This window comes from Methylobacterium sp. WL9, from assembly GCF_008040035.1.
Lineage (GTDB): Bacteria > Pseudomonadota > Alphaproteobacteria > Rhizobiales > Beijerinckiaceae > Methylobacterium > Methylobacterium thuringiense.
Window position 1 is genome coordinate 212204 of record NZ_VRVE01000001.1, and the last position, 25848, is coordinate 238051.

General features: G+C 66.3%; 21 protein-coding genes and 1 pseudogene. 9 read left to right on the plus strand and 13 right to left on the minus strand.

Features of this window, described 5'->3' with window-relative positions; translation table 11 throughout:
- Positions 1-34 precede the first annotated feature (34 nt).
- Positions 35-624: pseudogene (locus FV217_RS23270) on the plus strand (IS630 family transposase); the annotation flags it as partial.
- A 322-nt stretch (positions 625-946) separates the two neighbouring features.
- On the opposite strand, the gene FV217_RS00975 reads toward FV217_RS23270, so the two are convergent.
- The 6 genes from FV217_RS00975 to FV217_RS00995 form a co-directional block, all read right to left on the minus strand.
- Positions 947-1615 (minus strand): recombinase family protein, encoded by a 669-nt coding sequence (locus tag FV217_RS00975; RefSeq protein WP_147813350.1) that lies wholly within the window; start codon positions 1613-1615, stop codon positions 947-949.
- Between the two features lie 861 nt (positions 1616-2476).
- Entirely contained in the window at positions 2477-5194 is a 2718-nt protein-coding gene (locus FV217_RS00980; protein ID WP_187272383.1) for a DUF5906 domain-containing protein, read from the minus strand.
- A 103-nt stretch (positions 5195-5297) separates the two neighbouring features.
- A complete protein-coding gene (locus FV217_RS00985) occupies positions 5298-5708 on the minus strand; it encodes a hypothetical protein (protein WP_147813354.1) in 411 nt (136 codons plus the stop codon).
- A 310-nt stretch (positions 5709-6018) separates the two neighbouring features.
- Positions 6019-6291 (minus strand): hypothetical protein, encoded by a 273-nt coding sequence (locus tag FV217_RS00990; protein ID WP_147813356.1) that lies wholly within the window; start codon positions 6289-6291, stop codon positions 6019-6021.
- Positions 6292-6471: 180 nt separating this feature from the next.
- A complete protein-coding gene (locus FV217_RS22615) occupies positions 6472-6699 on the minus strand; it encodes a hypothetical protein (RefSeq protein WP_187272384.1) in 228 nt (75 codons plus the stop codon).
- Positions 6700-6768: 69 nt separating this feature from the next.
- A complete protein-coding gene (locus FV217_RS00995) occupies positions 6769-8055 on the minus strand; it encodes a site-specific integrase (protein ID WP_147813358.1) in 1287 nt (428 codons plus the stop codon).
- A gap of 274 nt (positions 8056-8329) precedes the next feature.
- Between FV217_RS00995 and FV217_RS01000 the strand changes: the two genes are divergently transcribed.
- The gene (locus FV217_RS01000; RefSeq protein WP_147813360.1) at positions 8330-8629 is read left to right on the plus strand and encodes a hypothetical protein; all 300 of its coding nucleotides are present in this window, start codon (positions 8330-8332) and stop codon (positions 8627-8629) included.
- Between the two features lie 14 nt (positions 8630-8643).
- Here FV217_RS01000 and FV217_RS01005 read toward each other — a convergent pair whose 3' ends face one another.
- The 7 genes from FV217_RS01005 to FV217_RS01035 form a co-directional block, all read right to left on the minus strand.
- Entirely contained in the window at positions 8644-10242 is a 1599-nt protein-coding gene (locus FV217_RS01005; protein WP_147813362.1) for a c-type cytochrome, read from the minus strand.
- Between the two features lie 28 nt (positions 10243-10270).
- The gene (locus tag FV217_RS01010; RefSeq protein WP_147813364.1) at positions 10271-10642 is read right to left on the minus strand and encodes a hypothetical protein; all 372 of its coding nucleotides are present in this window, start codon (positions 10640-10642) and stop codon (positions 10271-10273) included.
- A gap of 4 nt (positions 10643-10646) precedes the next feature.
- The gene (locus FV217_RS01015; RefSeq protein ID WP_147813366.1) at positions 10647-11144 is read right to left on the minus strand and encodes a TspO/MBR family protein; all 498 of its coding nucleotides are present in this window, start codon (positions 11142-11144) and stop codon (positions 10647-10649) included.
- Complete coding sequence (locus tag FV217_RS01020; protein ID WP_147813368.1) at positions 11141-12349, minus strand: geranylgeranyl diphosphate reductase; 1209 nt, start codon at positions 12347-12349, stop codon at positions 11141-11143. The genes FV217_RS01015 and FV217_RS01020 overlap by 4 nt, the downstream gene beginning before the upstream one ends.
- 5 nt (positions 12350-12354) lie before the next feature.
- On the minus strand, positions 12355-13707 hold the full coding sequence (locus FV217_RS01025) for a BCD family MFS transporter (RefSeq protein WP_147813370.1): 1353 nt from the start codon (positions 13705-13707) through the stop codon (positions 12355-12357).
- 219 nt (positions 13708-13926) lie between these two features.
- Entirely contained in the window at positions 13927-15381 is a 1455-nt protein-coding gene (ppsR, locus tag FV217_RS01030) for a transcriptional regulator PpsR (protein ID WP_147813373.1), read from the minus strand.
- Between the two features lie 26 nt (positions 15382-15407).
- On the minus strand, positions 15408-16298 hold the full coding sequence (locus tag FV217_RS01035) for a cobalamin B12-binding domain-containing protein (protein ID WP_147813374.1): 891 nt from the start codon (positions 16296-16298) through the stop codon (positions 15408-15410).
- Between the two features lie 254 nt (positions 16299-16552).
- On the opposite strand from FV217_RS01035, the gene bchF reads away from it, so the two are divergent.
- From bchF to FV217_RS01070, 7 genes are all read left to right on the plus strand, one after another.
- The gene (gene bchF, locus FV217_RS01040; protein WP_147813376.1) at positions 16553-17068 is read left to right on the plus strand and encodes a 2-vinyl bacteriochlorophyllide hydratase; all 516 of its coding nucleotides are present in this window, start codon (positions 16553-16555) and stop codon (positions 17066-17068) included.
- Positions 17065-18345 (plus strand): ferredoxin:protochlorophyllide reductase (ATP-dependent) subunit N, encoded by a 1281-nt coding sequence (locus FV217_RS01045; RefSeq protein ID WP_147813378.1) that lies wholly within the window; start codon positions 17065-17067, stop codon positions 18343-18345. The genes bchF and FV217_RS01045 overlap by 4 nt, the downstream gene beginning before the upstream one ends.
- A 102-nt stretch (positions 18346-18447) precedes the next feature.
- Positions 18448-20037, plus strand: a complete 1590-nt coding sequence (bchB, locus tag FV217_RS01050; protein ID WP_147813380.1) for a ferredoxin:protochlorophyllide reductase (ATP-dependent) subunit B — start codon at positions 18448-18450, stop codon at positions 20035-20037.
- A complete protein-coding gene (locus FV217_RS01055; protein WP_147813382.1) occupies positions 20012-23731 on the plus strand; it encodes a magnesium chelatase subunit H in 3720 nt (1239 codons plus the stop codon). Before bchB ends, FV217_RS01055 begins: the two co-directional genes overlap by 26 nt.
- Positions 23728-24621 (plus strand): ferredoxin:protochlorophyllide reductase (ATP-dependent) iron-sulfur ATP-binding protein, encoded by an 894-nt coding sequence (gene bchL / locus FV217_RS01060; RefSeq protein ID WP_147813384.1) that lies wholly within the window; start codon positions 23728-23730, stop codon positions 24619-24621. The genes FV217_RS01055 and bchL overlap by 4 nt, the downstream gene beginning before the upstream one ends.
- Before the next feature lie 13 nt (positions 24622-24634).
- On the plus strand, positions 24635-25336 hold the full coding sequence (bchM, locus tag FV217_RS01065) for a magnesium protoporphyrin IX methyltransferase (protein ID WP_147813386.1): 702 nt from the start codon (positions 24635-24637) through the stop codon (positions 25334-25336).
- Positions 25333-25848 (plus strand): PucC family protein (locus FV217_RS01070; protein WP_147813389.1); only part of this gene is annotated, 516 nt, incomplete at its 3' end. The genes bchM and FV217_RS01070, both read left to right, overlap by 4 nt.

The window sequence follows — 25848 nt, forward strand, 5'->3', positions numbered from 1 at the left end:
TCTGGTTCCCTGTCCGCTTTTGACAGGAGGGTCGATGTCGTCACCGTTGTCGTCCGATTTGCGTGAGCGCGTCGTTCATGCCGTGGAGGAAGGGGCCTCGCGTCGCGGGGCCGCCAAGCGCTTCGGGGGCAGCCCGTCCAGCGCGATACGCTCACAAGAGAGCTACGGGCAGGACGGCCGGGTGGCGGCTAAGCCGCAAGGCGGCGACCGGCGCTCGCGGCACATCGAGACGCATGCGGACCTGATCCTAAGCCTCTACGAGGCACGGACGACGATCTTCCTGTCGGAGTTAAGTATCCTGCTGGCCGAGCAGAGCGTGGCGACCAGCGAGAGCGGGCTGTTGCGCTTCTTCAAGCGTGATGGGATCACGCGCAAAAAAACACAGCGCACGCCGCTGAGCAGGACCGCGCGGACGTTAAGGCCGAGCGCGAGGACTGGTTCGAGGCCCAGGACGAACTCGATCCCGACAGGCTCGTTTTCCTCGACGAGACCGCGGCGACCACGGCCATGGCGCGCCGCTACGGCCGCGCCCCACGTGGTGAACGCTGCCGCGTCGGCGTCCCACAGGGGCACTGGAAAACCACCACCATCACGGCCGCGCTCCGCACCAGCGGCTTGGTCGCCATGACGACGTTCGACGATGCGACCGATGGCGGGCGCTTCTCCCACGGTGAACTTGGCGCGATGTAGGCGGTCTTCGCACCGACATGCCCCCGGGTTTTTGCCGAGTGAGCCTGCGCCAATTTAATGGGGTAGGTGGGGGGTCACAGAACCGGTTCGGGGGACCGTGGCACGTGACCACCGCTATAATCGCCGCGCCGAGCCTCTTGCCCGGGGTGGGGGGCCTTCAAGCAGGTTTGCCCTGGTGGACGGCCTCGGGCTGCCGTGGGGGACCCTTATGGGCTCGCCTCGGGGGCAATGGCTGCCGGTAGCGCCCCGAACCTTATCAGGGCTGTTCCATGACGCGCTTAACCTGGACGGCCGACCACTGGCCACCCCGGGCGGTGGGGATGCCCCGGGCATTCAAGCCGGCCGCAATCTGCCGCAGGGACACGGCACCGTCCGCTTGTACTTCCTCGATAACCGGCGCCACGTCCCACGCGCGAGCGGAGGCCCTAGACTTCGTGACGGCGCCTCCGCGGGCGCTGGCGCCTGCCGGCGGGACGACGCCTCTATCGCCCCCGAGCTTCACTCCACGTGCCTTGGCGGCGGCCAAGGCGGCCTTGGTGCGGGTCGAGATCATCTTTCGCTCTGCCTGTGCCACTACGGCCATGATGCCGACCACCATTTCGTTGGCCTCGGGCATATCGGCGGCCACGAAGCGCACGTTGCCGGCCTGGAGATTCAGCAGAAAGGCGGCGTCGCGGGATAGGCGGTCCAGCTTCGCGATGACCAGCGTCGCATTGTGTAGCCGGCAGAGGCGCAGCGCCTCGGCGAGCTTGGGGCGGTCGTTCCGCTTGCCGCTCTCGACCTCGACCACTTCGTTGATGACGGTCCAACGGCCGCCGTTGAGATATTCGGTAACGGCCGCGCGCTGGGCCTCCAGCCCGAGGCCGCTTGCGCCTTGCTTCGCGGTGCTCACTCTCAGGTAGCTGATAAACCGCCCCTCAGCCATTCCGACTGCTCGTTACGTTGCGATCGATGTTCGTTGATTGCTTTGTAACACTCGATCGGCTTGCTCGCAAGGCCGTGATGTATCTGCGACTGTCTGGTGCCGGCGATTTGACAAACCTGAACCAGACGCATGCCGGTGACCGGCACTCTCCCAAATGATTCCGTTCGGTCCGCCAGAACAAAGAGGCAAAGGACCAGCGGGACCAGGGTGGACCAGGGTCCCCCCAGATTTTGCCGTGCGGGCGCGTGTGCGGGTGGGCGGGCGCAGGCGCGCGCTCGCATGAGATTCGCCCCTATCAGAAAGCGCCTTCCAAGATAACCAAGTTATATCAGTAGCTTATCCTATAAACACCCTGGTCCTTACCCTGGTCCTTACCCTGGTCCCTTACGCGGTCCCTACCCTGGTCCACACCCCGGTCCTTTCCGAGCAGCATCCGGTGACGTTCTCCACGCACAGCCCGAGCGCGCTACCCACCCGCCGCTTGAGCCGATTTAATTGGCTCCGATGGCCCGAGCGGAATTAATTATCCCAAATTGGCAGACTCGGAATTAACTAGGGGGAATAGGCTAGCGCGGCCTTGATCGGCATGGGGTCCAACTCAATCATGTAGACGCCGACGCAAGCCCGGCACGCCGACCAGAGGGGCGGCTGAACAAGCCCGATCTCCGCAGGTGAAGCCCGGGGCGGGGCGAGGCCCCCCTGGCGGCGCCAGATGCGTGGCACAGTCCTCGCCGGGCAGCGCCGCGCAAGCCGTGCTCGACCTGCGGCACGGCCTCACGTGCAAATAGCTACTGCACAGCCCTGGTGGCCCCGAGACACCCCGAAACCGCTACGCGCCGGGCCGCCGGCCTCAGGCGTCGGCTACCAAACCCCTTCGTCCTCCGGCTCACGCGGGCCGGCGAACGCTCGCAGCGGGTGCCGGTCGCTGAGCGGGTGCTGTGCTCGGTCTCGATCCAGTGCGTCTAGCACGTCGGCACGGTCTGCCCCGGCCAGCCGCTTGAGCACCGGGGTGCCCTTGAAGGCATAGATGATGGATAGACGCTTTCGGCCGCCATCGACCTTGTAGCCGCGGCCGTCCTTGCCCACGCCGACCTTGACGGCTTCCGCCTGCAGATGCCGGAGCGCTTCCTGCAAACCAGCACCGGCGCCTTGGAAATCGTAATTCTCCCGACAGTCCAAGGCGCTGTCTGAGTTTTGGTATTCGTTCTCGCTCATCCGCGATGCGATAGCGGCTAGTTCCCGCATATCGGTCATTTCCCGCCCGTGGGCCTTCAGCAATTCGAGCGCAGCCATGACGTGCCGCTTTGCTGGATTATCAATCCCGGCAATCTGCGCCTCCAGTTTCGCGTGCGAGAGAGGCGGGGGTTTCGCCGGGTCATAGTCGAGGATGCTGCGGGCTTCGAGATATCGCCACAACGCCGCCAACCGCTCCGGGCTTTTCCCGACTGCGGCAAGGCGCTCATAAAAGGCCGACGAAGGCTTGTCCGCGGCCGTGATATTGCACCGGACGTAGAAGCATCGGCGGTCGTTTTGCTCGATCGGTAAGGCGTTTTCGTAGTTCGTGCTCACGCATATCCGGGCGTGGTTTGGGATCGTCATGATATCCTTCCCCTTCCGCTCGATTTGGATGTAGTCCCCTCCACCACCTATATCGACAACTTGCTTAAGAGTGGCGGTAATTTGCGACCGCGCCGTGGCCGAAATATTGTCGGGCAATTCCTGGATGCTGACAACGCGGCGCCCCTCGATACCGGCAAGAGCAAAACGGCGAGAGCCCTCCGATACCAGTTTGGTGCCGTCTATCGCCCCCTGGTTTCGACCAAGCCCGTCGAATAACGCTGCCTGAATTTGGATATGCGAGGTTTTTCCGACACCGGGGTCGCCGACCATATAGAGGAAATTGCCGGGTCTATTGCCCGTCTGGACCATGTAGGCGAGGGTATCCAATTCGTAATCTGCATCGGGGCCAAACAGGCGTCCTACGAAATCCAGCCAAAGCTCAAGGTCCTCCTTGGCTTGCTCAGGGTTTCGCGGGGGCTTTTCTGCCAGTCGGATAATCGGAGATTGGAATCGCATATTGAGTCTGAGCGTGGGCGGGCCGTCCGGGTTTTGTTCTGGCACCACCGCCCCACGTGGATGGCGTGGGTCCAGGGTAGTGCCATCGAAAAACATTTGAGGATGGTTTCGCCTGAGGTCTCGGACAAACTCCCAAAACCCCTTCTCGGTTGGAGAGTATCGTCCGCTCGCGCGCAGCGCGTCCAAGGGCTTTGTACCGATCCAGTCACAGCGGCCCATGTAGAAATCCAGCCCGCGCACCGAGACGCCCGGGTTGGATTTGCGGCGGATTTCGCAAATTGGATTGTTGCTGGCAATATTTACAATGCCGATAGCGTATTCGGGTGGGAACAGACCTAAAAGGGCGTCCTTGCTCGCCTTTGCCTGTTCGATGCTTTTTGCGATCCCTGCCTTTTCCTCGGCCGTGAGCGGTGGAAAATCGGACTGTGCGCTTATCCAGATCCGATTTTTTCGGAACGTCTCGTCTAATGCATGCTGGCGGACGCGCTCCCCGTCGAAACTGTCCCACACCTTCGCGAAATATTCCGGCGAGCACCACACCGGGTCGGCGCACGCCCATTCCTCGATCCGGTCCCGATTCGGTTCGGCCTCGCATCCGAGGGCGGCCCTCAGCGAGGCTAGGAAGCGCACGATGTCTATCCGGTCGGGGAAGTGGTCCCGGCTGTTCGGCAGGGCGTCCAGGCCAGCAAAAACATCCTCCACGGGCATAATGGGGTCGACGTCGGAATGGTCCCGCGTTTTGCCTCCCCCGCCGGCACTGGTCCCCTGCCGAACCTCACCCCCGCGATCCTCGATCAATCCTGTCAGGACGGCCCGGAATTCGAGCATGTCAGCATTGTCGGCACGCGCCAGTTCATCGGCCCCGTACAGGCCGCACAGGGCATAATCCGGATGCCAGCGGTAGGGCGATCCGCTCGGATGCGTGCCAGCCGCCACGAACTGTTTGCCGCGGCCGATGATATCGAGGCCATGAAATTCGCCCTCAGGGTCTGATGGGAGTCGAAATCTCAGGCTCCAGCACTGGACCTGGGCTGCCGGATCGTCGGGGTCGCGGCATTCGAAGGCAAAGAGGCGGCGCGGTGATTCCCCACGCAACCGCTCGGCCGCCAGTACGCCCTTTCCGAACACCCGCTCCATTGCCTCGACCACGACGGCGGCGGCCTCCGGGCTCTCGGCATCGCTGTCGATAGCCGGATAGTACCGTCCCAAGAGGCCAGCGTTCTGTGTTGGCCAATTCAGCCACTCCCGAGCGTCGTCCGGGGTGCCGCCCTCAATTACGCACTGGTCCCCATCGCCGTTTTTGCCGAGACCACACCACGCATTCTCTCGGGGCAAAAACCTCCCGGGGGCTTTGCCGAGGCTACGGTCTTCCAAGTGTCCCTTGCTGGATATTTTCGCGCCAACAGGAGCGATCGGAATCAGCGAACGGTCGGATATTCCAGAATCGATGAAATGCTGTGTTGCCGCACGAAAACTCGGCGTTGACTTGAGGGGTGCGTTCATTAAATTAGGTCTCGGTAAAAGGTGCGGATTATTTGGCGACATCTGCGGCCGGCAAGCCTGAAAAAGCGGGAGCGCAGTCTTGGCGGACGCGCTCCCGCTGCGTTTATCGCTCTTCAATTTGCTGCAAGCGGTCTGCTAGCGCCGTGTCCACAAGCTCAATGCGTTCTTGGACAGCCTCGACCGAAACGCCCGGCAGACGAGCACGATCTACAGCGCCATCCGTTTCGTCCCGTAGGAGCAAATCCACAAAAACATCGTACTCAGGGTGCATAGCCCAAGCATAAACCGTCCATAATGAACGCCTCTCAAGCCAATTAGGGTATAAACGAGATCTTTTTTCTAATTGGTGCTGACGCATACGCGAAGCCTCCGAGTCTAATTTTTTCGCCTCTGCTATTTCCTCACTGGTTAGATTTTCGAGGGACCGGACAAATCCAGTGGACTTGATTTCAAGCCTACGTGCACGGATCGACGGCGCAAGTTTGTCGTTTCGATTTTGGTTGCGGCTCGACATTTGAATTCTCCACAATTTAGCTCGGTGGTTGTTCGAGCCATCACGTGGAATTAGCCATCACGCGGTAACGCTCGGGCCTAGCTCTATTTCAAGCCGACCTATCGTCCTCGCGAATGCGGTATTAGATACCGGTCGTCGCTATGCGAGGCATTCTTGCATAGGCAACTAGTAGCCACCGGGTCCGAGAATTCACTGAGCATTATTCTCAGCGACGTGCAGATTTAGCCTAAACGGGCTTGTCACGGACCGGCGGGCAACGTGCCCGAAAATTGGAAAATGGCGAGGGCACGTTTTTGCGCCCTCGAAATCGTCATGCACCGAGGCTGACGGTTGCAGCGTCCAGGGCGCTTGGGCGGTCGAATGCACCTGTCTCGTTAGACTCGCCAGCGTCGGGCAGGGCAGTGGAACAGGGAAGTGCATCCCGTGCCCGTGCCACCGTAGCCACCACACGCCCTGTGGCGGTTCTGACGGCCACGATACGGTCCACCAGCATCATGGCGTGGACGCCTTTGGGGAGGTCCTTCGTCATCACGACGGGCACCCCGCCCATATCGACCACCTTGGCGGTGCGCACGCCCTTCACGGCGATCCTGGCGAGACCGCGGGCTATGTGGTCCAAGGGCATCTGCGGGTGCCCCACGCCTACAGCGGCGTCTACGGGGGCAGGGGTGCGCCGCTGGCGACCGGCAGGCGGCGAGGCGACCTGCATACCTACGGCGGGCGCTCCACCGCCCTCAAGCGCTACTACAGCTTGCCCCATGGCTCATCCGCCCCGCTGGGCAATGAATTCATTTAGCGTTCCAAGGCGCCAGCCCATCTTCCTCTCGCTCAAACGAACTGGCGCAGGAACTTTGTTCTGTTTTACAAGACGCCGTAAATGAACGACGGAAATATTGCACAGCATAGCTGCTTCTTTTGTCCCAACTACTCTGTCAAGCGCGAGACGCGATACAACTTCCATTGGTAAACCGGCCAGATAATCTTGCACCATTGATAGGCCCTTGCTCAGACTCCAACACGATAGATCTGGTCAAGATACTTCAAGCTGTCAAGAGCTATCTCAGCGGTTTCTGAAGTGGTTCGGTTCTGTCAAAACGCTTGATGAAACTAAATCCGAGTTTGCCGAGCCATCTGAATTTATTTGTTCTCGCATTCTCATTCGCTCAAAAACATATTCCGCCCATTTATTGAGGGCGTGGCGTTTCTCGCCCGCATAAATTGCTCGGTTATAAATTCCAGCCACGCCCATTTTCGATGGGCCGGTAATATGATTGACCACCGCCTCGACCACGTGGGGTAATATCCCAAGGTGCTCATTCATGTGCGTGACTACCGTCCGGCGGATATCGTGAATTCTCCACGGCGCAACGGAAACGGCCCCCTCACCGGAAAACCACCCGCGCTGTAGGTCAATGCGCTTGTCGAGTGCGAATTTGGATTTCGACCAACCCTGAAATGCACCTGCTCTTTCGCCGAACAGGAAATCCCGATTTTCTCGGACCGGCACGCCATTTATTACCGCAAGCGCCGCGTCCGATAATGGCACGTCGTGGGGCAGCCCATTTTTGGTTCGCTCGGCGGGCAGCCGCCATATCCTCGCAGCTTCGTCAATTTCCGACCATCGCATCGCGCCGACCTCATTTCGACGCTGCCCCGTCAAAAAGAGCAGCCGGACAATTCGCCCGTAATCGTCGTCCTGCGTTGCGTTCCAAACCTCGCAGATTTCTAGCTGTGTGAGGACGCGCGTTCGGCTAATTTCCTCGACAGCTTTTCCAGTCGCAATTACCGGATTCGCATCCACGTACCCCTGTCGCATGGCCCACGTATACATTGCTGAGAGGCAGGTTCGTGCTCGGTTGGCAGCGTGTGGTCCGCGCTGTTCGGCGATCTCGTTGAGCCACACCGCCACGTCGCGACGCTTGAGACCGTGCACCGGGAAATCCCCGATCGGGGCGACATACCGGACCAGATACCGATCGGCCTCCGCATAAGAATTCGGCCGTAGCCGCTTTTTCGCGGTCAACAGGTATTGCCCGGCGATGATCGCCACAGTCAGGGCGGCCCGGGCGCGTGCCTCGGCCTTATCACCTTGCGGATCGCCGCCAAGGTGGACCTTCGCGAGAATATCCCGTGCCCGCTTCCGTGCGTCCTCGGGGTCTACAGCTTCGGCATTCCCGAACGTGACACGGCGGTGTTTCGCCCCAATCCGGTATTGCACGATCCATGTGCGCTTGCCGCCAGCTCTCAACCGCAGCCCGAAACCCGGTAGCGCATCATCGAACACGATTCGCTCGGTTTTCCCGTCCGCAATTTTCAGGGTGGCGAAATTGGTACGAGAAAGCCGCACAACGGCCTCGGCTGGGAAGCGATGGGAAGCAAACTCCTGATTATTTTTGATCGCCTATGGCAACAGGTATGTGAGGGTCCGAGCGCTAAATAGCTGATATTTCGGAAATTAATTAGTGAGCGGGCATTCGAGCGACACCTGACGCCATGCTTTACACGGAGAGGGTCGGCGGTTCGAGCCCGTCACCGCCCACCATGCCGGCTCACAACGGGCTGGAACGAAATCTAGACGGTTACGCGGTAGGGTTGCGGAGGATCGGACGGAGCCCTGCACCATGCTTTTGCGACCTCGGCGGTCACCGGCCGCCGGCTATCGGGCCGCCGACCAGGATTTCGACGCCCTGATCGGGCGCATTCGCCGTCTTGCTGCGCATCGCGGCTACGATCGCGATGCGCTGATGAGCCCGATGCTGAGGCGCCTGATGCCGGCGAAGCGGCCCTCCAAGGATCCGGCGGCGGAGACGGCCGAGTTGCGCAAGCGCCTCAAGGAGGCCGGGCTCGACGCCAACGCCCTGGATTATCTCCTGAGGTCGGTCGAGACCGAACTCGACTTCGCCCGGCTCCGGCTGACCTGAACCGTTAGTCCGGGTCAGTTCCGGCTCGGTGCGCTCATGTCCGAGGCCGGCGGTGCGCCGGGCTTGGCGCTGGCCTGCTTCTCGGGGTGGCGCACTTGGCTGTAGGCGACGCTGCCGAAGGAGCCGAGGATCGCGGTCCAGCCCGGCTTGTCCTGCTGGCCGGCGGCCGTCCCGGCCCGGCAGAAGGCGGCCTGCAGGCCGTTGACGATGTCGTCGTCGCTGGCGCCGGTCGCGGCGGCCTTTACCTTCGGCACGATCTGGGAGAGACGCGGCACGAAGTCGGTCTGCGAGATACCCTTCAGGGCGTCGGCGACGCCGGCCTCGTCGAAGGCTGTCTTGAGCTTGTCCGGGGCGATCTCGGCGCAGGGCGCGGTGCCGGCCAGCATCGTCTTCGTCGCCTCCTTCGCCGTCGAGACGGCAGATCCCGCATTCATGACCGGAGCGCTGTTGCCCCAGGAGTTGCGGACGTAGTCGGTGACCTCCTTGACCTGCTGCTCGGTCATCTCCTGGCCGATCGCCGGCATCGGCGCGTAGCCATTTTGGGCGGCAAGCCCACCGTAGATCACGCGCAAAACCGATTCCGGCCCCTTGGTCTGGACCGAGCTGTTGCCTGCGAGCGCCGGGATCGCCCCCTCGACACCCTTGCCGTCCGGCCGGTGGCAGGAGGAGCAGTAGGTCAGGTAGGTCTCGCCGCCGGGCGCGCCGGGCTGGTTGTATGCCTGCAACTCCTGCTGCTTGAAGGTCTTCTTGGCGGGCACCGAGCGCAGATAGGCGACGATCGCCTTCAGGTCGGCATCGGTCATCTTGGAGAGGGACTCGTCGATGGTCTGGCGCATCGGCCCGGCGGCGACGCCGGGGCGGTTGCCGGGAGCGGTGCCGGTCTTGAGGTAGGACACGACCTCTTCGTCGGTCCAGGCGCCGATGCCCTGGTGGTCATCGGGGGTGATGTTCGGCGCGTACCAGCCGTCGATGACGCCGCCGCCGAGCTTGCCCGCGAGGCTCGAATTGCCGACGAGCTTGTTCTCGTTGTGGCACATGCCGCAATGGCCGAGACCTTCGACCAAGTATCCCCCGCGGTTCACCTCGGCGCTGGCGTTCGGGTCGGGCCTGAACTCACCTTCCTTGAAAAAGGCCGTCCGCCATGTGATCAGCGCGGAGCGAATGTTGAACGGGAAGTCGATCCCGTTGTCCTTCTTCTTCTCGTTCACCGCCGGCAACGACTTCAGATATGCGAAGATCGCCTTGGTGTCGTCGCTCGTGACCTTGGTGTACCAGCCGAAGGGAAAGGCCGGGTACAGGTACTTGCCGTCCTTGCCGATGCCGTGCCGGAACGACTTCTCGAAGTCCTCCTCGGTCCAGTTGCCGAGGCCGGTTTCCTTGTCCGGGGTGAGGTTCGGGGTCATGATCACGCCGATCGGCGTGTTGAGCGGGTAATTGCCGGCGAACGGCTTGCCGCCGGGGGCGGTGTGGCAGGCGACGCAGTCACCGGCGGTGGCGAGATACGCGCCGCGCTTCACCGGATCCGTTTCAGCGCCCTGGGCGGAGGCGGGGGGAGGAGCGAAGAGGCCGGCACCGATCAGCAATCCGAATGCGAGCGCGGTGCGATGGGCCATGAAGCGCGTCTCCGTGTGCCGGGCAGATTTAAGGTGAAATCATTCCAGGCTGGGTCCGGGCGGTGAACGCTGCTGTCTCGGGCGATGTTCCCGGCTCGCTCGACTGTGATCTGCGACGAAGCGCCTCCGGCTGTTCATCCCGTAACCTGAGACACAGGTCCGTGAGGTGCGCGACGAGCGATGCCAGCAGAAACCCGGCGATCACCGTCCAGTCGGCACCGGTGAGCGCCGCGCGTACCGCCAGCATCAGCGACGCGCCGGAGGCGAGGTTGCCGATCAAGGCGAGCGGCGAGGGGCCGCGTCCGCGCCGCCAGCGCCAGACCAGCAGCGCGACGGCCTCGAGGGCGACGAGCACGAGGATGCCGTCGACGATGCGGCCGCTGGCAAAGAGCTCGGGCATCGGTTCAGGCCTCCCGCAGGCGCGGATTGAGCTGCACGATCCGCAGGTTGAGGAAGGTCGCGACGCTGACCCAGCCGAGATAGGGCAGGTTCAGGAGCGCCGCCACGAGCGTGACGCGGCCGGTCACGAGCACCAGGGCGAGGATCGAGAGCCAGAGCAGAACGACCTCGACCAGCGCGAGGTCCGGCCGCCGCATCCGGAAGAAGATCACGCTCCAGGCGATGTTCAGCACGATGTTGACGCCGTAGGCCGCGATCAGGGCGCCGCGGGCGACAGGGCTCGGATCGCCGTTCCAGGCGAGCACGCCGGCCGTGGCCGTGAGCGCGAAGATCACGGTCCAGACCGGGCCGAAGGCCCAGTCCGGCGGCTTCCATGCGGGCTTGCGCAGCCCGCCGTACCACGCGTCCGTCGTCGTCGCGACGGCGCCCGCGACTGCGACGAGCACCGCCACGATCGCTGCGACCAGGGGAGGGACCCAGCCGTCCCCGAGGAGTGCCGTCACGGAGAGACCCAGCGGAACAGGTGCGCGAGGTCCTTGAAGAAGATTTTCATGTGCGCGACCGGCTTCTTCCGGACCAGCTCCTTGTTCATGTAACTGTCCCAGGTGAGCTGCTGGACGTCCTTGTCGCGGCAGATCGAGACGAAGCGCTCGCGCAAGCCGTCGTTGCGGTACCAGAACCACTGCATCATGCCGAGGATCATGAAGACGCGGCCGTGCAGCTTCATGAAGCGGCGGCGCGCCAGGGCGAGCGAGCGGGGATCGCCGGTCCGCAGGAAGACGTCGGCGGCTTCCGCCGAGAGGCGCCCGCCGAGCATGGCGTAGTAGATGCCTTCGCCCGAGGCCGGGGCGACGACGCCGGCGGCGTCCCCCGCGAGCAAGACGTCGCGGCCGTTGTCCCAGCGCTTGAGGGGCTTCAGCGGAATCGGCGCGCCCTCGCGTCGCACGGTCTCGCCGGCATCGAGGCCGCTGGCCTCGCGCAAGGCCCGGATCGAGGAGCGCAGGGAAAAGCCCTTGTGGGCCGAGCCGGTGCCGACGCTGATGGTCTCGCCGTGCGGAAACACCCAGGAATAGAAGTCCGGCGAGTGCTTGCCCTGGTAGTAGACGTCGCAGCGCGTCGCCTCGTAGTCGCCGCTGCCGTCGGCGGGGCGCCTGACGATCTCGTGATAGGCGAAGACCGACTTCATCCGGTCGTGGCCGGGGATCTCGGCGCGGCCGACCGGGGAGGTCGCCCCGTCGGCGCCGATGACGAGGCGGGTGCGGACGGAGTGACGGGCGAGGTCGCTCCCCTTGCCGGTCGTGTAGTGGACGATGGTCGCTCCCTGCCCATCGCGAAGGATGCGGTCGTAGGAGGCCTCGCGCAATTCGGCGCCGGCCAGCGCGGCGCGGTTGCGCAGCCAGGGGTCGAAATGCTCGCGGTCGACCATGCCGACGAAGCCTTCGCCGATCGGCATGTCGACGCGCTTGTCCTTGGGCGAGATCATCCGGGCTGAGCGGACGCGGGCGACGATGAGGTCGTCGGGGATCGCGAAATCGCGGATCAGGCGCGGCGGGATCGCGCCGCCGCAGGGCTTGATCCGGCCCGGTTTGTCGAGAAGCAGCACGCGGCGCCCCGCCCGCGCGAGGTCGGTGGCCGCGGTGGCGCCGGAGGGACCACCTCCGACCACGACGACGTCGAAGACTTCAAGATCGACAGGAGACTCGGACATAGGAGCTACCTCGCCTCAAAACCGGGATCGAGCTGAAAGGTCGCCGCCTGCGTCAGCGGGTTGGCGCGTCGCGCCGTGGCCGGGGCGTGCTCGATCCGCATCGCGATGATCGCGGCGCCGACGAAGAGCACGGCCTCGCCGGCGAAGACCGAGGCGTAGGCGTAGGTCGGATCGGTGGTGACGAGCCGGGCGAAGTCCACGGCCGCCGTGCCGAGGAAGCCGCCGGCCCCGAAGGCGATGCCCTGGGCCGCGCCCCAGACGCCCATGCGGGTGCCGCGCTCGGCCTCGCCGCCCTGGCCCGCGAGCCCCATCATCGATCCGATCGCGGCGACCGCGTAGACGCCGTTCGAAAGCCCAAGGGCGAACACCGCCTGCCGCAGGGGAAAGGCCGCGCCGACGGGTCCGCCGGCCGCGATGGCGCCGAGCGCCACGGCCGAACCGAGGCAGCCGATTGCCGTCCAGAGCTTCAGCGAGCCGAAGACCGGGCCGCCGATGCCCATGGTGATGCCGGCTACCAGCAGCATCCCGGCGAGCACGCCGCCATGCTGGAGCCCTGAGAGCTTGGTGGTCGCGCCCGGCGTCATCTCGAAGATCAGGCCGGCATAGGGTTCGAGGATCAGTTCCTGCGCGCTGTAGGCCAGCATCGACACGAAGATGAACACCGTGAAACGCCGCGAGATCGGCTCGGCCCAGACCCGCGCCAGCACCTCCATGAAGTTCTTGCCGGTCTTCGCGTTCGCGGATGCCGCGACTGAACGCGGGGGCTCGATCCCGGTGACGGCCAGCACGGCGACGAGGAAGGCGATGACGGAGACGGTACCGGACACCGCCATCAGCCGCGCGCCCGAGAACGGATCGAGGAAATGGCCGGCGAGCGGTGCGGTCACCGCGAAGCCGACGATCATCATCACCCAGACGACGGTGGCGGCGGCGCCCCGGCGGCGGTCGTCGACGCCGGTGGCGAGAAGCACGAGCAGCGAGGTGCCGGCGGCGCCCGCGCCCATGCCGACCGCCAGGAAGGAGAGCACCGCGAGCGCGAGCCCGGCCGCGACGTCGGTTTCGCAGAGCGCCGTGGCAGCGGCCGCGCCGAAGCCGCCCAGCGCCAAAGCCGCCATGCCGCCGACGATCCAGGGCGTGCGGCGGCCGCCTCTGTCGGAGCCGTAGCCCCAGCGCGGGCGCAGGATCTGCACCGCGTAATGCAGGGCGACAAGGGCGCCGGGCACCATGGCCGGCAGCGCCAGCTCCACCACCATCACGCGGTTGATGGTCGAGGTCATCAGCACGACCACCGCGCCGAGCGCCGTCTGGACGAGGCCGAGCCGGACGATCTGAAACCAGGAGAACGACAGAGGGGTCATCGCAGAGCGCCTGTGATGGCCGTGGGGCAGCGGCAGGCCCGGACCTGAGCACGCCCGCTCGGCAACCTGAGACACGCGGCGACGGCGCTCGGAGGGGGCGTTTGCATGATCCGAGGCTAGATTTCCGGCGGCCCAGGTGTCAAGTTTTGTTTACACAAACAACCTGTGCGCCGCGATCGGCGCCAGCCCATCCGCAGATTTTCCGCAGGATAATGCCGATCAGTTGAGTTCACTATCGTGTGAGTCGAGGTCGCCGATGCCGTAGCGGCGCATCTTGGCGTAGAGCCCCTGCCGGCTCAGGCCGAGCATCTCGGCCGCCGAGGCGCGGTTGTCGCGGGTGATGCGCAGAGCCGCCTCGATGCAGAGCTTCTCGATCAGGTCGGTGGTCTCGCGCACGAGCGTCTTCATCGAGACGCGCCCGACCAGTTCGGTCATCTGCTCGACCGAGCGAGGCAGGCCGCCGCCCGTGGACGCCGCCGCATTCGGACGGCGCGGCATCGAGCGGATTGTGAAGCCGAAGCAGGGCTGCTCGCCCCCGCTCACCGAGACGGCCGCGACCTCCACCTCCTCCGAGGAGCCGTAGCTGCCGCGCAGGGCCGTCGCGAAATGGCGCACCGCGCCGTGCTCCTGCAGCGTCGCGAACAAGGCCTGGGCCTCGGTCTCCTCGCGGCCGAGCCAGCGTTCCAGCGGCTCTCCGCGCACCTGCTCCTCGGTGGCGAGCTGGGCGAGGTCGAGGAAGGCGGGGTTGGCCGTCAGGATGCGGCGAGCGGTATCAGTGACGACGAAGCCCTCGGGCAGCTTCGCGATCACGCCGAGGGCGTTGGCCGTGCCGTGATGGGCAACCTCGAGCTGCGCCGGCTCCGGGGAGAGCCGCAGGAGCACGCTCGTCGCAGTCTCTCCGCGGAACAACGAGGCGGAGATGCGGGTCTCGCCACGTCCGCCAGCCAGGCGGCCCTGTAGGTCGGCGGCCTGTCCCGTCACGCGCAGACCCGCGAACAGGACCTGCAGGTCGCGCGCGCTCGACGGGTCGAACAGCTCGACGACATCCTGGCCCATCACCCGCTTCTGCGGCCGGCCGAGCCGCCGGGCCGCGGCGGGATTGACCTCGGTCACCCGCCGCGTGCCCGCGTCGACCACGAGCACCGGCTCGCCCGAAAGCTGGAACAGCAGCTTGTAGCGGGTCTCGGCGGCGCGAAGGCGGACGTAGTCGCGCTCCAGCGCCTGCTGCGTCTCGGTCAGCCGGCGCTGGAGCGCGGCGACGGAACGCAGGTCGCGTCCGAGCACGATGACGGGACCGCCGATCTTCGGGCGCATCGTCGAGTAGCGGACCGGCAGGTCGATACCGCGCGGCGAGGGATGATTGACCTGCCGCCAGCGGGTGATCGCGCCCGGCGCGGCATCGCGCAGGAGCGCATCGATCTTCGGCCGGCTCTCGATCGTCACCGTGTCGATCCAGGGGCGCCCGAGCCACGTCTCCACGCCCTCGGAGCCGAGATCGTCGCCGCTGAAGGCTGCGTCGCGGATGATCCCGTCCTCGTCCACCACGAGCGACAGGTCCGTGGTGGCAGCAATCAGGATCCCGGTCGCCTCGCCATCGAGGAGACCGGCCGCCTGCTGCAACGCCGCGGAGGGGCGATGCGGGATAGGTCTCGCCAGCGAGGTCAAGTTCACCACTTCGTTACAGAGTAAAGCGGGTCCTTTCAGCAGGCTTGCGCCCGCTTTTCAAGCAAGCTTTCGGCGATACCAGGGGCGATTTTCCCGTCGCTCGCCATCGCGTCGGCGCCGGCGAGACGAACCTGCTCGGGGTGGCGAACGAAAAGGGGTCCGCCGACCATCACGCGGACCTGGCGATTGCAGGAGGCCTTGCGCAGGTCGCGCACGGCCTGCGTCAGGGCCGGAAGCAGAACGTCGTAGGAGAGCGTTAGGCCGATGACGTCGAACCACTCGGCCCGCACGAGTTCGACGAGATCGAAGCCGGGATCCGCCCCCGTCGTCGTGACCTCCCAGCCCGCCTCCCGGAAGAAGCTCGCGACGATAGACAGGCAAAAGATGTGCGTTTCGCCGGGACACGGCAGCAGCAGGATGCTGCGCCCGTTGCCGCGTCCCGATTCGCCTTCCATCTGCGAGCACAGTTCGCGCGTCACGGCATGGAGCCGCCCGATCGCGACGGTGACGTCGAGGAAGTCGCATTCGTCCTCCTCCCACAACTCGCCGAGGTGGCGCGCCGCGGGGGCGAGCAGGTCCAAGAGGAGGCTGTCGAGGGAAAGCCCCTCGTCGAGCAGCGCAAGGACATGCTCGGTGATGTCGTCGGCAGCGGGATCAAGCAGCAACGCGCTGAATTGCGCGATCTGATCCTGGGACGGACGCCGCTCGACCATCAGCCGCGTGGGCTCGGCGGCCTCGCGATGCGCGAGCATCAACCGGGGAAGGATCTCGCCTTCGATGATTCGCGCCAGATCGCCCTGAAGGGAGAAGCCGTCATGCTTGGCGGTGTCGGGGGCGCGACTCGGGCTGTGCGACGGCACGGAGCCGCACTCGGGTGGCGCGGCGGCGGGCTCGAAGCCTCGTCCGTAATGCCTCCAGGCGCCCATCTGCGTCTCCCATTCCGTGCGGCTCGGCTGGACGTCTGGGTCGGCAAGCGACTTCAGGTTGTTCCCACTTTAATTCATCCTACGATAGCCGAGACCGGCTTCTTGGCAATGGTAGAATTCCAACAAAGACGAAAACGCATGTAAACGTGAATGGACGTAAAGCTGGATTGACACTTGCCGGATCTCCGCCTTAGGCTCGGGTCATCCGGGAGGCCCCGCAACGACGGGACCTGAGGCAACCAGAGGGCGGAAGCATGGGTCCGAGACGGGACCAGCCGGCACCACCGCTCTACACGAGCGCCGAACGCCAGCGGCGGGACGCCTCGCCCTGGACGATCGTTCAGGGCGTGCTCGCTCCCCTGCAGTTCCTGGTCTTCCTCGTCAGCCTCACGCTGGTGCTGCGCACCCTCGCCACCGGCGAAGGGCTTTTCGCCGCCAACCTCTCCGTGGTCGTCAAGACGCTCACGCTCTACGCGATCATGGTGACCGGCTCGATCTGGGAGAAGGCGGTCTTCGGGCGCTACCTGTTCGCCCCGGCCTTCTACTGGGAAGACGTGTTCAGCATGGCCGTCCTGGCGCTGCACACGGCCTATCTCATCGCCCTCACCACCGGCTGGCTCGAACCCCACGCCCTGCTCATCCTGGCGCTCGCCGCCTACGCGACCTACGTGGTCAATGCCGGCCAGTTCATTCTGAAGCTGCGCGCCGCGCGCCTCCAGGCCTCGCCCGACGCCGGCTCCCTCCCGATGATGGCGGAGGGCGCGCGATGAACGCTCACGCTCCTCTACCCGATGCCGCCGGCTGCGGCGTCGAGATTCGCCAGGAATACGGCCAGCGCGCCGTGTTCTGCGGCCTCACCGGCATCGTCTGGCTGCACCGCAAGATCCAGGACGCGTTCTTCCTCGTGGTCGGGTCGCGCACCTGCGCCCACCTGATCCAGTCGGCCGCCGGCGTGATGATCTTCGCCGAGCCGCGCTTTGCGACCGCGATCATCGACGAGCGCGATCTCGCCGGCATCGCCGACATGAACGACGAGCTCGACCGCGTCGTCGGTCGCCTCATCGAGCGCCGGCCGGACATCAAGCTGCTCTTCCTCGTAGGCTCCTGCCCGTCGGAAGTGATCAAACTCGATCTCAGCCGCGCCGCCCTGCGCCTGTCCAAGAGCCTCGCGCCCGACGTGCGTGTGCTGAACTATTCGGGCTCCGGCATCGAGACGACGTTTACGCAGGGCGAGGATGCTTGCCTGGCGTCCTTGGTGCCCGACCTGCCGGCCGAACCGGCGGAAGCCGCCGCCTCGCTCCTCGTGGTCGGCGCTCTGGCCGACGTGGTCGAGGACCAGTTCGCGCGCATCTTCGCCGAGATGGGCCTGGACGACGTGCGCTTCCTGCCTGCGCGCCGGGCGAACGAGATGCCGGCGGTGGGGCGCAACACCCGCTACCTGCTGGCCCAGCCCTTCCTCACCGACACCGCCCGCGCCCTCGAAGAGCGTGGCGCCCGGCGGATTGCCGCACCGTTCCCCCTCGGGGCCGAGGGTACGACCCGCTGGCTGCAGGCCGCCGCCGACGCGTTCGGTGTCGATCCGCAGCATTTCGAGGCGGCGACGGCACCGGGCAGGAAGCGCGCCGGCCAGGCTCTCGCCCATTACCGGGAGCGGCTCGCGGGCAAGCGCATCTTCTTCTTCCCCGATTCGCAGCTCGAAGTGCCGCTGGCCCGCTTCCTATCCCGTGAGATGGGAACCGAGCTGGTCGAGGTCGGCACGCCGTACCTGCACCGTGCCCATCTCGCCGACGAGCTCGAACTGCTGCCGCGCGGCACCGTCGTCAACGAGGGCCAGAGCCTCGACGACCAGATGGACCGCTGCCGGGCGGCCAAGCCCGACCTCACGATCTGCGGCCTCGGCCTCGCAAACCCGCTCGAAGCGGAGGGGCTGTCCACCAAGTGGTCGATCGAGCTCCTGTTCACGCCGATCCAGGGCTACGACCAGGCCGGCGACCTCGCCGAACTCTTCTGCCGCCCGCTGGTGCGGCGGACGCGGCTGGAGGTTTGAGATCATGCCTAATCGCTGCGCAATCATGCATGATCTCAGCTTCCAGGGCGGTCGCGCTCCCTTGCGCCGAACCGGCGTCCACTTCGGTGGGGAGCGCTCCTGATGCAGCTCACCGTCTGGACCTACGAGGGGCCTCCCCATATCGGCGCGATGCGCATCGCCACGGCGATGAAGGGCCTGCACTACGTGCTGCACGCGCCTCAGGGCGACACCTACGCCGACCTGCTCTTCACGATGATCGAGCGGCGCGATGCCCGCCCGCCCGTCACCTACACCACCTTCCAGGCTCAGGACCTCGGCCGCGACACCGCCGAGATCTTTAAGAACGCCGTCGCGAAAGCCTACGAGCGCTTCCAGCCGCAGGCGATGATCGTCGGCGCGTCCTGCACGGCGGAGCTGATCCAGGACGATCCGGGCGGCCTCGCCAAGGCGCTGGCCCTGCCGATCCCGGTGATCCCGCTGGAGCTACCGGCCTACCAGAAGAAGGAAAACTGGGGCGCCTCCGAGACTTTCTATCGGTTGGTCCGGGCTCTCGCCAATCAGCCGGTCGAGCGCGCGCCCCGTGAAAACCGCCGGCCGATCTGCAACATCCTCGGCCCCACCGCCCTCGGCTTCCGCCACCGCGACGACATCGTCGAGATCCGCAAACTCCTCGGTGCACTCGGCATCGACGTGAACGTGGTCGCCCCGATGGGCGCCACCCCGGCCGATCTCGGCACGCTGAGCGCGGCGGATTTCAACGTCGTGATGTATCCCGAGATCGCCAAAGCCGCTGCGCAATACCTCGAGAAGACCCACAAGCAGCCCTTCGTCGATATCGTCCCGATCGGCGTGAAAGCCACCGAGCGCTTCGTCGAGGCGGTCGCGAAACTGGCCGGCGTCGATCCGGCACCGGTGCTCGCCGGCGCGCCCTCGCGGCTGCCCTGGTACTCGCGCTCGGTCGACTCGACCTACCTCACGGGCAAGCGCGTCTTCATCTTCGGCGACGCCACCCATGCCCTCTCCGCCGCCCGGATCGCCGCGACCGAACTCGGCTTCAAGGTCGTCGGCCTCGGCACCTACTCTCGTGAGTTCGCCCGGGAGATCCGGGCCGAGGCGGCGGAGCACGGAATCGAGGCGCTGATCTCCGACGACTACCTCGACGTCGAGGCCGCGATCCAGGCGGCGCAGCCGGAATTGGTGCTCGGCACGCAGATGGAGCGCCACATCGCCAAGCGCCTCGGCGTGCCCTGCGCGGTGATCTCGGCGCCGATCCACGTCCAGGATTTCCCGGCCCGCCACTCGCCGCAGATGGGCTTCGAGGGCGCCAACGTCCTGTTCGACACCTGGGTCCACCCGCTGATGATGGGCCTCGAAGAGCATCTCCTCGGCATGTTCCGGGAGGACCCCGAATTCCACGATGGCGTCGCGCCCTCGCATCTCGGCGGCAAGCCGAGGGAGAGCGCCGACGCCGTGGAGCAGGCGACGGCTGCTCCGCCGCTCGCGCCGTCGCCTGCGCCCCCGATCCCTGCATCGATCACCATCGACGGCCCCGCCCCCTGGGCCGCCGACGCCGAAAAGGAACTGCGAAAGATCCCCTTCTTCGTGCGCGGCAAGGCCCGCGCGAACACCGAACGTTTCGCCCGCGAGCGCGAACTCGCGATCATCACAGTCGAGACCCTGTACGATGCCAAAGCGCATTTCGGCCGCTGAGCGCCCGACGCTCCGCATCGTCCTCGTGACGATGGACAACCACATGGCGAGCGCGCTCGAGCGCGGCCGCCTGCGGCTCCGCGACGAGATGCCGGGCCTCGTGGTCGACTTCCACGCGGCGTCCGAATGGGACACCAACCCGCGCGCGCTCGAAGCGTGCAAGGCCGACATCGCCCGCGCCGACATCGTCTTCTCCGCGATGCTGTTCATCGACGAGCACGTGAAGGCGATCCTGCCGTCGCTGCTGGCGCGGCGCGGGCAGTGCGACGCGATGATCGGCGCGCTCTCGGCCTCCGAGATCGTCAAGACCACGCGGATGAACCGTCTCAACATGGACGGGACGACGCCGGGCGCCCTCGACTTCCTGAAGAAGCTGCGCGGCAAGCCGGGGGCCCAGGGCAACGGCGCCAAGCAGATGGCGATGATCCGCAAGCTGCCAAAAATCCTGCGCTTCATCCCCGGCAAGGCGCAGGACCTGCGCTCCTACTTCCTCGTGTTGCAATACTGGCTCTCGGGCTCGGACGAGAACATCGCCAACCTCGTGCGCTTCCTCGTCGGCCGCTACGCCGCCGGCCCGCGCGAAGCCTGGCGCGAGATCGCCGCAGCGGCGTCGCCGCTGAGCTACCCCGAGACCGGCCTCTACCACCCGCGCATGAGCGGCCGCATCGGCGAAGACGTCTCGCGGCTTCCCGTGACTGCTGCCGGCAAGGGCCGCGTCGGCCTGCTGGTGATGCGCTCCTACGTGCTCGCCGGAAACACCGCGCATTACGACGGCGTGATCGCGGCGCTGGAAGGCCGCGGGCTCTCCGTCGTGCCGGCCTTCGCCAGCGGCCTCGACAACCGCCCGGCGGTCGAGGCCTTCTTCACGCGCGACGGCCGCCCGGCGGTGGATGCCGTGGTCTCGCTCACCGGCTTCTCCCTCGTCGGCGGCCCGGCCTACAACGATGCGGCCGCGGCCGAGGCGACCCTGGCCGGCCTCGACGTGCCCTACCTCGCCGCCCACGCGCTCGAATTCCAGACCATCGAGCAGTGGGAAGGCTCCGATCGCGGCCTCTCGCCGGTCGAGGCCACGATGATGGTGGCGATCCCCGAACTCGACGGCGCCACCGCGCCGATGGTGTTCGGCGGACGTTCGAGCAATTCGATGGGCGCGAACGCCCGCGACATGCGCGCCCATCCCGAGCGGGCCGACATGCTGGCCGCCCGCGTCGAGCGGCTGGTGTCGCTGCGTCGCAAGGCCGTGGCGGAGCGCAAGATCGCGATCGTGCTGTTCGGCTTCCCGCCGAATGCCGGCTCGATCGGCACGGCCGCCTTCCTCTCGGTCTACCAGTCGCTCCACAACACCCTGAAGGGCCTCAAGGCCGAGGGCTACGACGTCGAGATCCCGGAGAGCGTCGACGATCTGCGCAACGCGGTGCTCGCCGGTAACGCCGCCCGCTACGGCACGCCCGCCAACGTCCATCACCGCATTCCCGCCGACGACCACGTCCGTCGCGAGCGGCATCTCGCCGAGATCGAGGCGCAATGGGGGCCGGCTCCGGGCCGCCAGAACAGCAACGGCTCGGTCCTGTTCGTCCTCGGCGTGCAGCTCGGAAACGTCTTCGTCGGCGTGCAGCCGGGCTTCGGCTACGAGGGCGACCCGATGCGGCTGCTGTTCGAGCGCGGCTTCGCGCCGACGCACGCCTTCTCGGCCTTCTACCGCTACCTGCGCGAGGATTTCCGCGCCGACGCCGTGCTGCATTTCGGCACGCACGGCGCGCTGGAATTCATGCCCGGCAAGCAGACCGGGATGTCCGAATCCTGCTGGCCGGAGCGGCTGATCGGATCGCTGCCGAATATCTACCTCTACGCCGCCAACAACCCCTCCGAGGGCATGATCGCCAAGCGCCGCTCCGCGGCCACCATGGTCAGCTACATGACGCCGAGTCTCGCCCAGGCCGGACTCTATCGCGGCCTGATCGACCTCAAGAGTTCGATCGAGCGCTGGCGTGCCCTGGAGCCCGAGGCCGAAGGCGAGCGCCACGACCTCGCCGAGCTGATCCAGATCCAGGCCGCCGCCCTCGACCTCGTGCCGGCCGAGCCGATCTGGGCCGACGACCTCGGCGGCAAGGTGCTGAAGCTCGGCCTCGCGATCTCCGAACTCGAACACACCCTGATCCCGCACGGCCTGCACGTCGTCGGCCAGGGCACGCCGCCCGAAGAGCGGGTCGACCTGCTGCTCGCGCTGGCGGAGGCCTCGAACGGCCTGATCCCCGAGCGCGCCGGCATCGAAGCCCTGGTCGCCGGCGAGAGCATCGACGCGGCCCTCTCAGCCGGCGGCCTGCCGCTCGACGACACCCACCGCGCAGCCTTCACGGCCTTGCGCGAGACCGACGCACTGCTGTCACGCGACCACGAGATCCCCGCCCTGCTGCGGGCGCTCGACGGCCGCTTCATTCCCCCCGTCGCCGGCGGCGACCTGCTGCGCAACCCGTCCGTTCTGCCCACGGGCCGCAACATCCACGGCTTCGACCCCTACCGGCTCCCCTCCGCCTTCGCCGTGGCCGACGGCCGGCGGCAGGCCGACCGCATCCTCGCCCGCTATCGCGACGAGGGTGCGCCGCTGCCCGAGAGCGTCGCCATCGTGCTCTGGGGCACCGACAACCTGAAGAGCGAGGGCGGCCCGATCGCCCAGGCCCTGGCCCTCGTCGGCGCAACGCCCCGCTTCGACGGCTACGGCCGGCTCTGCGGCGCGACGCTGATCCCGCTCGAAACCCTCGGCCGCCCGCGCATCGACGTCGTGGTCACCCTCTCCGGCATCTTTCGCGACCTGCTGCCGCTGCAGACGAAGCTTCTCGCCGAGGCCTCGTTCCTCGCCGCCACCGCCGACGAGCCGGTCGAGCAGAACTTCGTCCGCAAGCACACCCTGGCCCATCAGGCCGAGCATGGCTGCGACATCGAGACGGCGGCGCTCCGGGTCTTCTCGAACGCCGAGGGCACCTACGGCGCCAACGTCAACCAGCTCGTCGAATCCGGCCGCTGGGAGGACGAGGACGAGATCTCCGAGACCTTCTCGCGCCGCAAGGGCTTCGCCTACGGCCGCGACGGCAAGGCCGCCGCGCAGCGCGGGCTGATGGCGAGCGTGCTCGCCAAGGTCGACCTCGCCTACCAGAACCTCGACTCGGTCGAAGTCGGCGTCACCTCCGTCGACCATTACTTCGACGGTCTCGGCGGCATGGGCCGGGCGGTGGCCCGCGCCAAGGGCGACGCGGTGCCGATCTTCATCAGTGACCAGACCCGGGGCGAGGGCGTCGTGCGCTCGCTCTCCGAGCAGGTCTCGCTCGAGACCCGTACGCGCATGCTCAACCCTAAATGGACCGAGGGCATGCTCGGCCACGGCTACGAGGGCGTGCGCCAGATCGAGGCGCATCTCACCAACACCATGGGCTGGTCGGCCACCTCCGGCGCGGTGGCGCCCTGGGTCTACCAGCGCATCACCGAGACCTACGTGCTCGACCCCGCCATGCGCGAACGCATGGCCGCGCTCAACCCGACCGCCTCGGCCAAGGTCGCCCAGCGACTGATCGAGGCGCACCGCCGCGGCTTCTGGACCCCCGACTCGGAGACGCGCGACGCGCTCGACCGTGCCGAGGAAGAGCTCGAAGACCGCCTCGAAGGCATCACGGCAAGTATCCCGGCAGGAGTCGCCGCATGAACATCGCCATTCGCAACCCGGTCATCGGACGCAAGGAAGAGGGCAGCCTCCAGGTCGAACTCGATCCGGACCTGAAGATCGACACCGCCAAGGTGTTCGCGGTCTACGGCAAGGGCGGCATCGGCAAGTCGACGACGTCGTCGAACCTCTCGGTCGCCTTTTCGAAGCTGGGCAAGCGCGTCCTACAGATCGGCTGCGACCCGAAGCACGATTCGACCTTCACGCTCACCAAGCGCCTCGCCCCCACAGTGATCGATGCCCTCGAAGCCGTCGGCTTCCACTCGGAAGAGCTGCGCGTCGAGGACTTCGTGGTCGAGGGCTATAACGGCGTGAAGTGCGTCGAGGCCGGCGGACCGCCCGCCGGCACCGGTTGCGGCGGCTACGTCGTCGGCCAGACCGTGAAGCTGCTCAAGGAGCATCACCTCCTCGAAGACACCGACGTGGTGATCTTCGACGTGCTCGGCGACGTGGTCTGCGGCGGCTTCGCCTCGCCGCTCCAGCATGCCGACCGGGCGGTGATCGTCACCGCGAACGATTTCGACTCGATCTTCGCGATGAACCGCATCGTCGCGGCGATCCACACCAAGTCGAAGAACTACAATGTCCGCCTCGGCGGCGTCATCGCCAACCGTTCGGCTAAGACCGACGAGATCGACCGCTTCAACGACGCCGTCGGCCTCAAGCGTCTCGCCCATTTCCCCGATCTCGACATCGTCCGGCGCTCGCGCCTCAAGAAGTCGACGTTGTTCGAGATGGAAGCCTCGCCGGAGCGCGACCTCGTCGTCGCCGAATACATGAAACTCGCCGAGACGCTCTGGGCCGGCGGCGATCCATGCCTCGCCACGCCGATGAAGGACCGCGACCTGTTCGAGTTCCTCGGGTTCGATTGAGGTTTTTCGCGCGATGACCAGCTCGACCTACAGCCTCCGCCGCGGCCAGCTCACCACCTATTTCGACCGCACCGCGGTCGAGGCCTGGTCGCGCCTGACCTCCGATGCGCCGGTCTCCAAGATCCGCGCGACGGTGCGGGCCGGGCGCGACGCCATGCGGGCGAACCTGCTCTCGTGGCTGCCGGAGGACATGACCGGCAAGCGCCTGCTCGATGCCGGCTGCGGCACCGGAGCGCTTGCCGTCGAAGCGGCCCGGCGCGGGGCCGAGGTCGTCGCCATCGACGTCTCGCCGACGCTCGTCGGCCTCGCCCGTGAACGCCTGCCGGAGATCGCCGGCCCCGGCTCGATCGACTTTCGCGTGGGCGACATGCTCGATCCCTGGCTCGGCCGCTTCGATCACGTCGTCGCGATGGATTCGCTGATCCACTATCGCAGCACCGACATCGTCCGCGCCCTGGCCGAACTGGCCCTGCGCACCGACGGCTCGATCGTCTTCACCGTGGCGCCGCGCACCGCGCTCCTCACCGTGATGCACGCGGCAGGCTCGTTCTTCCCGAAGAGCGACCGGGCACCCGCGATCGTGCCGGTCACCGAGGGCGGGCTGAAGCGGCTGATCGCCAAGGAATCGGCGCTGGGCCGTTTCTCGGTGGAGCGCACCAAGCGGATCAACAGCTTCTTCTACCTGTCGAACGCGCTGGAGCTTCGTCGCTCATGAAGCCGACCCGCGCCCTCACCGATGCGCTCCTGCGCATCGGCCCGTCGATCCTCCCCTTCGCCGACGCGGCGACGGTGGAACTGCCCCTTGGCCGCCTGCTCAGACTCGCGCTGTTCCAAGCCACCGTTGGCATGGCTGCGGTGCTGCTGATCGGCACGCTGAACCGGGTGATGATCGTCGAGCTCGAGGTGCCGGCCTGGATCGTCGCGGTGATGCTGTCGCTGCCGCTGGTCTTCGCGCCTTTGCGGGCGCTCGTCGGCTTCCGCTCGGACACGCACCGCTCGGTGCTGGGCTGGCGGCGGGTTCCCTACATCTGGTTCGGCACGCTGCTGCAGTTCGGCGGCCTCGCCATCATGCCCTTCGCCCTGCTGATCCTGTCCGGCGACACCACCGGGCCGCACTGGGTCGGCCACGTGGCGGCCGCACTCGCCTTCCTCCTCGTCGGGGCTGGGCTCCACACCACGCAGACGGTGGGCCTCGCGCTCGCCACCGACCTCGCCCCCGCCCATGCC